General features: G+C 72.1%; 9 protein-coding genes. 2 read left to right on the top strand and 7 right to left on the bottom strand.

The window, feature by feature from the left end:
* The first annotated feature begins 83 nt into the window (after window positions 1-83).
* Window positions 84-4,931 carry a DNA repair ATPase gene (locus AB0927_RS27605; RefSeq protein ID WP_366670430.1) on the top strand — a complete coding sequence of 1,616 codons (4,848 nt, stop codon included), beginning with the start codon at window positions 84-86 and terminating at the stop codon, window positions 4,929-4,931.
* Here the strand turns inward: AB0927_RS27605 and AB0927_RS27610 are convergent.
* The 7 genes from AB0927_RS27610 to AB0927_RS27640 all read right to left on the bottom strand — a co-directional run bounded on the left by AB0927_RS27610 (window position 4,928) and on the right by AB0927_RS27640 (window position 10,890).
* Complete coding sequence (locus AB0927_RS27610) at window positions 4,928-5,299, bottom strand: hypothetical protein (RefSeq protein WP_366670431.1); 372 nt, start codon at window positions 5,297-5,299, stop codon at window positions 4,928-4,930. The two genes, AB0927_RS27605 and AB0927_RS27610, sit on opposite strands and share 4 nt — an antisense overlap.
* On the bottom strand, window positions 5,296-7,476 hold the full coding sequence (locus AB0927_RS27615) for a tetratricopeptide repeat protein (protein WP_366670432.1): 2,181 nt from the start codon (window positions 7,474-7,476) through the stop codon (window positions 5,296-5,298). The genes AB0927_RS27610 and AB0927_RS27615 overlap by 4 nt, the downstream gene beginning before the upstream one ends.
* Window positions 7,473-7,868: a hypothetical protein gene (locus AB0927_RS27620; protein WP_366670433.1), complete on the bottom strand. Its 396-nt coding sequence runs from the start codon at window positions 7,866-7,868 to the stop codon at window positions 7,473-7,475. The genes AB0927_RS27615 and AB0927_RS27620 overlap by 4 nt, the downstream gene beginning before the upstream one ends.
* 38 nt (window positions 7,869-7,906) lie before the next feature.
* A complete protein-coding gene (locus AB0927_RS27625; RefSeq protein WP_366670434.1) occupies window positions 7,907-8,515 on the bottom strand; it encodes a DUF6879 family protein in 609 nt (202 codons plus the stop codon).
* The gene (locus AB0927_RS27630) at window positions 8,508-8,777 is read right to left on the bottom strand and encodes a hypothetical protein (protein ID WP_366670435.1); all 270 of its coding nucleotides are present in this window, start codon (window positions 8,775-8,777) and stop codon (window positions 8,508-8,510) included. The genes AB0927_RS27625 and AB0927_RS27630 overlap by 8 nt, the downstream gene beginning before the upstream one ends.
* Before the next feature lie 1,064 nt (window positions 8,778-9,841).
* Entirely contained in the window at window positions 9,842-10,045 is a 204-nt protein-coding gene (locus AB0927_RS27635; RefSeq protein ID WP_366670436.1) for a DUF397 domain-containing protein, read from the bottom strand.
* An 8-nt stretch (window positions 10,046-10,053) separates the two neighbouring features.
* Complete coding sequence (locus AB0927_RS27640; RefSeq protein WP_366670437.1) at window positions 10,054-10,890, bottom strand: helix-turn-helix transcriptional regulator; 837 nt, start codon at window positions 10,888-10,890, stop codon at window positions 10,054-10,056.
* A 191-nt stretch (window positions 10,891-11,081) separates the two neighbouring features.
* Between AB0927_RS27640 and AB0927_RS27645 the strand changes: the two genes are divergently transcribed.
* Window positions 11,082-11,516: an ATP-binding protein gene (locus AB0927_RS27645; RefSeq protein ID WP_366670438.1), complete on the top strand. Its 435-nt coding sequence runs from the start codon at window positions 11,082-11,084 to the stop codon at window positions 11,514-11,516.
* Window positions 11,517-11,521: the final 5 nt, after the last annotated feature.

Genomic DNA, 11,521 nt, shown 5'->3' on the forward strand with positions numbered 1-11,521 from the left:
CACGACCCCGCCGACCCTCACCCGATGACCCCGCCCCCCAGCCTCGCCCCCTAACCCCGCCCGCCGAACCAAGAAAGGCAGCCATGGCCACCGAGACCGTCGACGCCGGCACCTACGACGTCCTGCGCGACCGGCTGGCCGGACACGCGGCCGAGCTGGCCCGCAGGGCCGAGGCGCTGAACACCCGCCGCGCGCGGGAGTTCGGCTCGACCCGGCTCGACCTTGCCGCCACCGCCCACCTGAACACCCCGCACGCCTGCCTTCGCCAGGACATCGTGGCCGTCGGCGACACCCTCCTCTTCGGCAGCACGGGCCGCGGCGGCGAGACCCCGTCCGTCTCCGACGTCCTCGCCCTCTACGACCGCGACGGCGGGCGCCTGGCCGAGGACGCCGTCCCGGGGCTGCTCGACGACCCCGCGTTCGTCCGCGAGTTCACCGCGCTGACCCGCTACTACCGCGACGCCCATCTGTTGCGCCTGCGCCGGACCGACGGCCGCCTCCTCGCCGTGTTCCGCACCGGTGAGAAGGCCGACGACATCCGCGCCCTGCGCTGGACGCTGACCGAGGACGGCCGCGCCGAGTTCCTGGACGCCCGCGGCGACCGCGACGACGTCGTGCCGCCGGCCCAGGACGTGACCTGGACCGGCACCGGCCGCGCGGACCACGTGCTGGGCAGGGAGCCGTACGTCGCCGTGCCCGGCGGCCTCGGCGTCGCGGCCCTCGGCGGCACCCTCACCGTCCGCACCGAGGACGGCGAGGAGCTGTACGCCGAGCCCGTCGCGGAACCCCTCCAGTCCCTCGCCGACGCCGCCGTGGCCCACGCGCAGGCCGGCCCCCTGACGCTGCTGCGGGTGCGGCCGTACAAGGAGGACACCGACCGCTACCTGGTCTTCAACGCGCTGACCAGGACGGTCGTCCGGCTCGACGGACTCGGCCAGGCCTGCCGCCGGCTCCCCGAGGACCAGGGCGTCGTCTTCCCCGGCGGCTACTGCCTGGCGAGCGGCCGCCACAAGACGTACGAACTCGACGTGCGGGGCCTGGAGTTCGAGCAGGAGATCCGCGCGCCCAACGGCGAGGACGTGCTGTACGCGTTCCGGGACCGCTCCGGCGGCGGCACGCTCCTGCTGTCGTACAACACCCTGCGCAAGGAGGTCGCCACGCCGCTGCCGGGGCGCGGCTGGGCGCTGTTCGAGGACGGCGCGCTGGCCGTGCTGCGCGCCGGGAGCGACGAGCCCGCGCACACCCACCCCCTCCAGTGGTGGACCTCGCCGTACGTCTCCGACACCCACGCCGCCGCCCTGCGCACCGGCACCGGCCCGCTCGCGCGCGTCGGCAACGCGGACCTCGTCCGCGGCCTCGCCGACTGCCTCTCCGTGGCCCGGCTGGTGGCCGACGGCATCACGACCGGCGAGGGCTACCGCGCGCTGACCGCCGCGTGCGTCCGGGCCGCCGACACCCACCACTGGCTCGCTGATCCCGAACTCGGCGACATCCAGGCACCGTTGGCGGACGTGCGGGAGACCGCCGAGCAGGTGCTGACCGAGTTCGAGACCGTACGGGAGCTGACCCGGCAGGCCGCCGAGGCCCTGGAGGAGGCCGCGGAGCGGATCGCCGCCGTGGTGCGCCGGCTGCGCGGCGAGGCCCCGCGCGAGGCCGCCGCCTGGGTGCGCGGACTGACCGAACTGCGGCACGCGCACGGCCATCTGCTCACCCTGCGCGAACTGCGGTACGTGGACACGGAGCGGGTGGCCGCGCTGGCCGCCGAGGCGGCGTCCGACCTGGCCGCGTTCGGCAGGCGGGCGGTGACCTTCCTGTCCCGCGAGGACGCCTTCACCGCCCAGCGCGCCGACGTGGAACGGCTGGTGGCCGACGCAGCCGCGATCGGCACCGTCGCCGAGGCCGGGCCCGTCGCCGAGCGCCTGGACGAGCTGGCGGACGGGCTGCGCACCGTCACCGAGGTGGTCACCGGCCTCGACATCGCCGACGCCACGGTGCGGACGGCCGTACTGGAGCGGATCGCCGACGTCCTGGGCGGCGTCAACCGGGCGCGCGCCACCCTCGACGCCCGCCGCCGTTCCCTCCAGGACCGCGAGGGCCGCGCGGAGTTCGCCGCCGAGACGGCCCTGCTCGCCCAGGCCGTCACCGCCGCGCTCGCCGCCGCCACCACACCGGAGGCGTGCGACGACCAACTCGCCTCCGTGCTCGCCCGGTTGGAGGACCTCGACGGACGCTTCGCCGAGTTCGACGACTTCCTGACCGAACTGTCCGGCAAACGCACCGAGATCTACGAGGCGTTCGCCACCCGCAAGCAGTCCCTCGCCGACGTCCGCGCCCGCCGCGCCGAGCAACTCGCCGTATCGGCCGCCCGGATGCTGGAGACGGTGGCGCGCCGCGCGGCCACCCTGGCCGACACCGACGCGATCACCGCCTACTTCGCCTCCGACCCGCTGGTCGCCAAGATCACCCGGACCGCCGGGGAGCTGCGCGACCTCGGCGACAGCGTGCGCGCCGAGGAACTCGACGGCCGCCTCAAGGCCGCCCGCCAGGAGGCCGCGCGCGCCCTGCGCGACCGCGGCGACCTGTACGCCGACGACGGCCGCACCCTGCTGCTCGGCGGCCACCGCTTCGCCGTCAACACCCAGCCGCTCGACCTCGCCCTCGTCCCGCACGGGGACGGCCTGGCCCTCGCCGTCACCGGCACCGACTACCGCGCCCCGGTCACCGACCCCGGCTTCGCCGCCACCCGCCCCTACTGGGACCGGCAGCTGCCCTCCGAGTCCCCCGAGGTCTACCGCGCCGAACACCTCGCCGCCCGCCTCCTCGCCGCGCACGGCCCGGCCGTCCTCGCCGCCGCCGACGACCTGCCCGGACTGGTCCGCCGGGCGGCGCAGGAGTCGTACGACGAGGGCTACGAGCGCGGCGTCCACGACCACGACGCGACCCTGATCCTCACCGCCCTGCTGCCTCTCCACGACGCCGCGGGCGCCCTGCGCCACGAGCCCGCCGCCCGCGCCGCCGCCCACCTCTTCTGGACCCACGGCACGACAGCGGACGCCCGGACCGCCTGGACCCGGCGCGCCGGGTCCCTGGCCCGCGCCCGGGACGCCTTCGGGCCGACGGCGGCGGTGGGGGAACTGGTGGCGGAGCTGGCGGCGGCCATCGGGGAGTGGTCCGGGGACGGCAGCCACGCCGAGGCCGCCGCCGGGTACCTCTTCGAGGAGCTGACCAGGACCGGCGGCCCCGAGGGCTTCGTCCTCGGCGGGACCGCCCGCGCCCTGCTGGACAAGTTCCGCCAGGCGCTGGCCGGTTCGGACTACCGCCGCGACCTGGAGGGGCTGACCGAGCTGCCCGCCCGCCGCCAGGTGGCCGAGGCATGGCTCACCGCGTACGCCACCGCGAGCGGCAGCGCCGCCGACCCCGGCGAGCTTGCGGAGGCGGTGGCCGCCGAACTGTGCCCCGCCCTGCCGCGCTACGACGGCGACGCCCGGCTCACCGCGACCGTCGAGGGCCTCCTCGGCGCCCACCCCCGGGTGACCGGCGGCCGGCTGGAGCTGCGCCTGGACGAGTTCCTGGCCCGCACCGCCCGGCACACCGCGCACGACGTGCCCGGCTTCCGCGCCTACCAGCGCCGCCGCACGGCCCTGCTGGCCACCGAACGCGAACGGCTGCGCCTGGACGACCACCGCTCCCGGGTCATGCCGGCGTTCGTCCGCAACCGCCTCGTGGACGAGGTCTACCTGCCGCTGATCGGCGACAGCCTCGCCCGTCAGCTCGGCACCACGGGCGCCACCAAGCGCACCGACACCGGCGGCCTGCTCCTGCTGGTCTCCCCGCCCGGCTACGGCAAGACGACGCTCATGGAGTACGTCGCCGACCGGCTCGGCCTGATGCTGGTCAGGATCAGCGGGCCGGCGCTCGGTCACGGTGTCACCTCGCTGGACCCGGCCGACGCCCCGAACGCCACCGCGCGCCGCGAGATCGAGAAGATCAACTTCGCCCTCGCGGCGGGCAACAACACCCTGCTCTACCTGGACGACATCCAGCACACCTCGCCCGAACTCCTCCAGAAGTTCATCCCGTTGTGCGACGCGACGCGGCGGGTGGACGGCGTACGGGACGGCGAGCCGTGCACCTACGACCTGCGCGGCAAGCGGTTCGCGGTGTGCATGGCGGGCAACCCGTACACGGAGTCGGGGGAGCGCTTCCGCGTCCCGGACATGCTCGCCAACCGCGCCGACGTCTGGAACCTGGGCGACGTACTGACCGGCAAGGAGGACGTCTTCGCCCTGAGCTTCGTGGAGAACGCCCTGACCGCGAACCCGGTCCTGGCCCCCCTCGCCGCCCGCGACCGCGCCGACCTGGACCTCCTGGTCCGCCTCGCCGCGGGCGACCCGACGGCCCGCGCCGACCGCCTGTCCGCTCCGCTGCCGACCACCGAACTGGGCGGGACGCTCGCGCTGCTGCGCCACGTCCTCGCCGTCCGCGACACGATCCTCGACGTCAACGCGGCCTACATCGCCTCCGCCGCCCAGTCCGCCGACGCCCGCACCGAGCCGCCGTTCCGCCTCCAGGGCTCCTACCGGGACATGAACAAGATCACCCAGCGCCTGCGCCCGGTCATGAACGCCGCCGAGCGCGACGCCGTCCTCCAGGACCACTACACGGCCGAGGCCCAGACCCTGACCACGGGCGCCGAGGCCAACCTCCTCAAACTCGCCGAACTGCGCGGGGCGCTGGACCCGGCGCAGGCCGCCCGCTGGGCCGAGGTCAAGACCGCGCACGTGCGCACCCGCACCCTCGGCGGCCCCGAGGAGGACCCCCTCACCCGCGCCGTCGCCGCCCTCACCCTCCTGGCGGACCGGGTGGCGGCGGTGGAGTCCGCCATCAACCGGGCCACCACCGGGAACCCCGGCGGGGTCGTCACGTCTTAGGGGGTGTCCCGGCTGTCGCCGCCCAACGGGCACCGCCAGTACACGATCCCGCTCGACACGTGCGGGGTCGCCGGATGCGGGTGACCGGGCATCGGGCACGGTGGGACAGGGCGTCCACCGGTGGCTTCGATGACGCTGTCCTGGAGCTGCTCCGCCAGGAGGCCCAGCGCCTCGGCTTCGGGCAGCGCGTCCTCCAGCTCCACCGTGACGGAGGAGCCGTCCGCGTAGGAGAGCGTGACGTGCACCCCGACCCCGCTGCTGGGGGCCGCCCCTTCCGCCCCGACCTGAAGCGTGCTTCCTCCCGGCACCTCCAGCCGCCCCAGAATCGCCTCCGCCCAGCCGCGGACCGTCCGCACGTCGAGGGTCATGCCTCATCACCCGTCTGTCGTTCTCTCCGGACCGCTCGCCGCCGCTCCGCGAGGCGCTCCAGTGACCACGCCGTCCACGGGTGTTCAGGTCCGAGCACCCGCGCCCGGGCGTCAGCCACCAGTTGGGCCTGCGCCACCGCATCTTCGAGCAGGCCGAACTCACCGAGGGCTCGGCTCAGCAAGGAGCGGGCGGCGAGGGTCTTGGGGTGGTCGGGTCCGCAGGTGCGCTCGAAGGCAGCGACCGTGTCACGGACGAGGGGCAGAGCCCGGCGCTGATGTCCGCCGACGATCAGGGCGAAGCCGTAGTTGAGTTGTGTGGCCAAGGTGATCGGGTGCTCGGGGCCGACCGCGCCGCGGCAGTCCGCCAGCAGCTCGGGTCCGGTGACCGGGTCCAGCTCTGGGCCGACCGTGAACTCCAGCAGGTTCGTCCGCGCGATGAGCGTCGACGGATGGACCGTCCCCAGCGCAGCGGCACGCCCCTCGACGGTCCGTCGCAACAGCGACACCGCTTCCGCCTTCTGATCGAGCCCCCAGAACAGCACCGAGGACAGCCCCGCACAGCTCTCCAGCGTTTCGGCGGCATCCGCGCCGAACGCGGCGGTGCAGTCCGCGAGAGCGAGGCGATGGGCCGCCGCTGCTTCCTCATACCGTCCGAGCCGGTAGAGGGCCCGCCCCACCCGCTGGCGGATCGCGATCACCGCAGGGTGGCGCGCGTCCAGCAGCCGCGTCCCGCGTACGACCGCGTCCTGGGCCACCGACAGCGCGGACGCGTAGTCACCCGCCCGGTGCAGGGCCACCACGAGCCGCAACGCGCAGTCCAGGACACGCGCCAGGGCCGTCGGACCGGCATCCGCCCATTGGCTCGCCCGGCGCAGCAATGCCCGGGTGTGCGGTGCGAACGGAGCGAGCGGCGGGTCCTCCCATACCCACGGCCGCGTCACGTCGGGCAGCACCGTGCTGAGGAGCTCGGCGGCAGCGCCGAGAAGCGAGTCACGGCGATCCACCGGGGTGCTCCGGGCGACGCTGTCGAGCAGTACCCCGTGAGTGCGTACACAACGGGGCGGACCGGGCACGAGGCGGGTGAGTGAATGGTCGAGCAGTCCACGGAGCGCCGTCTCCACGCGGGCGCGGGGCAGCACCGCACCGATGGCCGCACCAGCCAGCAGGCGGACCGGCAGCGGGTCGTGGGACCAGCAGGCGAGCAGCCGGATCAGGTTCGTGGCCTCGGGCAGCCCCTGGAGACGCAGTGCGTCCAGGGACAGCTCCCACGTGCTGCTGGCGAGATGGCGCGAGTCGTGGCCTCCGTACTCGGCCCCTTGGTCCAGCAGCTCGATGGCATCCACCTCGGTGCCCTGGTCGAGGGCCCGACCGTACTTCGCCATGCTCCACGGATCGATCACCTGGTGCGCCAGGTAGCCGCCCGCGAGGGTGAGCGCCAGCGGAAGCCGCCCGAGCCTGTCCGCGATCTCGGCCGCCTCTTCCACTGTCCCGCTCTCCGGAGCCAGGTCGCACAGCACCTGTGCCGCGTCCTCGCGCGGCAGCACACCCACGTGATGCAGCTCGGCACCGGGCCACCAATGTGCGGCAACCTGCCGGGTGGTGACCAGGGTGGTGCCGCGCGGGCTGGTGCGCAACCAGCTGCCCTCGCGCAGGATGGCCGGGTCGTCGGCGTTGTCGATCACCAGCAGCCACGGCTGAGGGGACCGGTCCAGCCGGTCCCACACCAGGTCCGCGGCGGCCCGCAGCCCGCTGCGTGCGGCGGTGAGCTCGCCTTCGCCTGCCCCTCGGTCTGCGGCGACGGCAAGCATTCCGGCGCGCAGCGAGGTCAGGTCGGAGGCGTTGACCCACAGCCCGACCCGACTGCCCTCGGCGACCGCGGAGCGGAAGATCTCGGATGCGACGGCGGTCTTGCCGCAGCCGCCCAGGCCGTACAGCACGTAGACCTGATGAGCACCGCCGTCTTGGAGGGCGGACCGCAGCCGCGCCAACAATTCCACCCGGTCCCGCAGGACCACTGGTGGGCGCCCTATGGCCGGTCGCCGTACCGAGTCCGGCGCCGTCCCCGGCGCGGCGGTCCAGGCATCGCCGTGGTGGTGGTGTTCGGTGATGTGCTGGTCCCCACTCGACTGGTAGACCCGGCCGTTGCCCTCCGCCCGGCCCTCGGTCGATCCACTCATCGCTCGGTGATGCGCAGGTCGCGTCCAGCCTGGTAGATCCTGGAGTCGCCGGAGGCGGTGGCGTGCTGCGAGACGGCCGGGGCGGGCGCCGTGCCAGGTGCGAGTTCGTCCAGCAGGCTCCGCAGTTCCACCGCCGCCTCGGGCCGACCGGCCAGCAGCCGCCTGATCTGGCCCTGCCATTCGGCTGCCAGTCCGTCCTCGGCGGTCAGGCCCGCGGCCAGATCCTCTCGCGTGCTGTCCAGTTCGGCGGCCACCGTGTCAGCCCGCTCGGGCCAGGCCCGCCGCCAGAGGGCGACGACTCCGTCCCTGGCGCGCTCCCAGGTGTCGGTCGCCATCAGTGTGACGAGGGTCAGGCTCGCGTTCCGCGCGAGCGCGGTCAGCTCCGGATCCATGGCGCACGCTCCTCACGTTGCCGCGCACGGTTGGCGTATCAGCGGACGGCGGGTGGTCCCAGCGGGACGATCTCCCGCTCGAAGAACTCCGAGAACTCCTCGCCCTTGCGGTACAGGGTCTCGAACTCGCCGAGCGTCGTCTCGATCTGCCCTGGATCGACGAACCGGCGCGCGCCCGCACCCTTCAGTTCCTCGTCGTAGATCACGGCGTACATTACCGCGTTCCCGAGGACGACGATCTCGGGCAGCGGCCCGTTGTGCTCCAGGTCGGCGATCTCCCGGGCGTCCAGTACCCGGATCTCCTCACCCAGCTCCGACCGGAGCCGGAAGGAGTTCATCTCCCACTGGAGGTAGGGAGACACGGGAAACTCGACGACACGAAGCCGCCGGAAGACCAGACCCCGTCGAGCGGCGTCCTGGAAGTACGCGGCGACGGAGTCCCGCTCCGCCTCGATCAGACGCAACGCGCCCGGCCAGTCTCCGGAGGCGAACGCATCCCAGCTCGGTGAGCCCTGCTCCTTGAACGTCTGGCCGCGCTCGATCTTGGCGAGGAGGTGGATGTCGCTCCCGTAGAACCTGCCGAAGTCGTCGAGATACTCGGGCCTCTTGAGAACCTCGCCGGCACCGTCGCGGAAGCACTCAAACATGGGGGATGTCCGCCTTCGCCGCGATGAGCATGCTGCGCGGGATGACCACGAGGCGCTCGTCCCCGCTGATGGAGACCCCGTCCGGCAGGCGGGTGCCGAGAGTGGCGGTGAGATCCCGTCCGACGACGGCGATGTCGCCGTTCTCCAGTTCCCAGATGTCCGGGCATTCGGGGCCGGAGTTGGTCACCCCCAGCTCCAGGGCCGACTTGCCCAGACGCCTCTTGAAGTTCGTCCCCGGGTCGGCTTCCCATGGCCTGCTCATGACGCCACCCCTCTCCGCAAGGTTACTCAATGTAACAGTACCGATGCGTCAAGTGCTATGCGCTGTATGGAGTTTGGCCTGAACGGGTGAACGGCGCGCGGCCGTGCGGCCGACCATGCGCACTTACCTGTGCCGGGGACGCGGCATCATGTGCCGTCCAGGATGGCCGGGTCGATTCTCGCGGAATCCCTGTCAGGCGAGAGCCTGGCCGAGGAGGCCTCGGGGGCGGCCATCGAGGGCTTGGTGGAGAGCTTCGGCTCTTGGACCGGATCAGGGCCTCACGGCAGGGGCTTGGGAGACGGTCGAAGGTCCCGACCGCCATCTCGGCGGCCGCTGAAAGGTCGCCATCGAGACGCAGGCAGGTGGCGACGTCCATCGCGATCAGGGCCCGGGTCATCACCGAGAGCGAATCGGTGAGTTCAAGGGCGTCGTCCTGGGCCGAGTAAGCAGCTTCGGTATCCCCGAGGAGGGTGTACGCCTGGGACCCGGCGCGGCTTCCACGTCAAGGCGAGCGCCGACCCGGCCACCAGCCCGGCGGTGAAGCCGGAGACCACCACACCCCACGGGGCGGCGCCTCCGAGTACCTGCTGTCCGTACACCGGGCCGAGCAACTGGTAGCCGACCAGCCACACGGGGACGATCACGGCGGACTGGCAGACATCACCCACAGCCAGCGGCGGGCGCGGAAGTCATGCCGGCCCTCGCGCAGATCGGTGGTGAACCCGGCCGCAGACGGCCGACATCGCCACCAAGTGCCAGGCGCGAACGGTGCCCGAGACCAGCAACCGCACCGCCACCGCTTCGGCGACCGCAGACGACGTTGGACCACACCATGACCCGATCCCTGGGCAGCCGGTCCGCGAGGATCCCGCCGACACCGCGAGGACCGCGCCCAACGCACCAGGGCCCCCGCCGACCCGGAGAACCGCGAAGGCCAGGCCGATGGGCGCCACGGCCGAGTCCGTCCAGGAGAGCAGGCGAGCAGTGCAACCGTGCCTTAAGCAAGATCCAGCTCCGCCCGGAGAGCAGACGCACCAACGGGCACAGGGGCGGAGCGCGACCGGTCAGGAATCCAGCAGCAGCCCGTTGGAACGCCCGCTCTTCAGGGCTCCGAGGAAGAGGGTGAAGGCGGGGGTGGGGAAGGTGAGGGTGGCTTGGGTGGGGGTCTTGGAGTCGCGGACGGATACGTGGGTGGAGGTGTTCGCGATCTCCACGCACTCGTTGCCGTCACCCGGGCCCGAGTAGGACGACTTCCGCCAGTTTTCCATGGGAGGTCTCACAGCTCCTTCGCCAGCCGGTTGATGAGGTCACGCGACCGTGAAGGGTCGAGGGACAGGGCTTCCACCTTACGGAAACTCGTTCGGTAGGTGTTGAGCTGAGCCTCGGAATCGATGAAAGCCGAGCCGTGCAAGGCGTCGCGGATCACCGTATCCAGCTTGGGTAGGGGGCCGCCCACGTGCGTCATCGTGCTGGAGGCTCTGGCGAAGTTGTCCAAGTCGAAGGGGATGATGCGCACAGTGATGTGATCCACTTCGGACAGCTCAAGCAGCCGAGCGAGCTGCTCTCTCGACGTCACGCGGTCGCTGACTCTGATCCGGAGCGCCGCCTCATGGATCAGCGCTTCGTACGGGATGGTGAACTGCTGGCGCGCTCTTCGGTGCTGGATACGCAACTCAAGCTCTTCGTCGGTCAGCTCCGGAAGCCTGGACGAGAAGACGGCGCGGGAGTAGGCCTCCGTCTGCAAAAGACCCGGCACGTACAGGATCGCCACGTGGCGGAGGAACCGGGCGTGGTGTTCCAGCTCGGACAGGTCAAGGAACGATGTGGGCAGCTGGCCCCGGTACTCCTCCCACCAACCATGCGTACGGTCGGTGGCCATCGACACCAGTGCGTCGATGAACTCCTTGTCCGTGCAGGCATAGTGCGACGCGAGACGGCGAACGCGCTGCTCGCTCACGCCCGCGAGTGCCGACTCGATATGGGTGATCTGGGCGGGTGCCACACCAAGGAGCGCAGCCGCCTGGCGGGAGTTGAGACCCGCAGCCTCACGGAGTCTGCGTAGCTCTGTTGCCAACCGCGTCTGGCGCGCGGTTGGTTCGCGCCGCTTCACCATCGTCCTGGTCTCCTCGTGCGCCTGTTGCTGCGACTCGTTCGGGGGCAGATTACGCGATCCGCTTGCTGCGTCCCTAGATTTAGATCTACCGTCGGTGACGTACTGCACACGCAGCGGAAGTGCACCGCACGCGCGGCAACGCCACCCTGCGCTGCCAGAAAACCCCACATACCACCCGGAGTTGATCACCCATGCCCGAAAACGAGACCTGGGACTACACCCTCTGCATTCCCAACGACCCCAGAGCCGTCACGGTGTCCCGTCGCACCCTGCGACTCATCCTGACCCTGCACGGCCTGATCGGCCTGACGGACACGGCGGAGCTGCTGGCGGCGGAGTTGGTCTCGAACGCGGTTCGCCACACGAAGGGTCCGGCGGCGCTGCGGGTGCGCCGTACCCCGGAGGGGGTGGTGTGGATCGGGGCATGGGACACGGACCCGGAGTCGCCACCCCTGGCGCGACCACTCGCTGAAGCAGGCGAGGTCGAGGGCGGGCGGGGGCTGGGGCTGGTGATGGCGTGTGCCGACTACTGGGGGTGGCGGCCGTCGGACCGGTTCGGGGACCCGGGGAAGTACGTGTGGTGCGAGCTGAGTTTCAGGGCATCCTCCGGGCTGAAACCCGTTTGAAGCCG

Source organism: Streptomyces sp. NPDC048106 (genome assembly GCF_040706415.1).
Lineage (GTDB): Bacteria > Actinomycetota > Actinomycetes > Streptomycetales > Streptomycetaceae > Streptomyces.

Coding starts and splice junctions, on each gene's coding strand:
- AB0927_RS27605 (WP_366670430.1), top strand. CDS start 84: ATGGCCACCGAGACCGTCGACGCCGGCACCTACGACGTCCTGCGCGAC.
- AB0927_RS27610 (WP_366670431.1), bottom strand. CDS start 5,299: ATGACCCTCGACGTGCGGACGGTCCGCGGCTGGGCGGAGGCGATTCTG.
- AB0927_RS27615 (WP_366670432.1), bottom strand. CDS start 7,476: ATGAGTGGATCGACCGAGGGCCGGGCGGAGGGCAACGGCCGGGTCTAC.
- AB0927_RS27620 (WP_366670433.1), bottom strand. CDS start 7,868: ATGGATCCGGAGCTGACCGCGCTCGCGCGGAACGCGAGCCTGACCCTC.
- AB0927_RS27625 (WP_366670434.1), bottom strand. CDS start 8,515: ATGTTTGAGTGCTTCCGCGACGGTGCCGGCGAGGTTCTCAAGAGGCCC.
- AB0927_RS27630 (WP_366670435.1), bottom strand. CDS start 8,777: ATGAGCAGGCCATGGGAAGCCGACCCGGGGACGAACTTCAAGAGGCGT.
- AB0927_RS27635 (WP_366670436.1), bottom strand. CDS start 10,045: ATGGAAAACTGGCGGAAGTCGTCCTACTCGGGCCCGGGTGACGGCAAC.
- AB0927_RS27640 (WP_366670437.1), bottom strand. CDS start 10,890: ATGGTGAAGCGGCGCGAACCAACCGCGCGCCAGACGCGGTTGGCAACA.
- AB0927_RS27645 (WP_366670438.1), top strand. CDS start 11,082: ATGCCCGAAAACGAGACCTGGGACTACACCCTCTGCATTCCCAACGAC.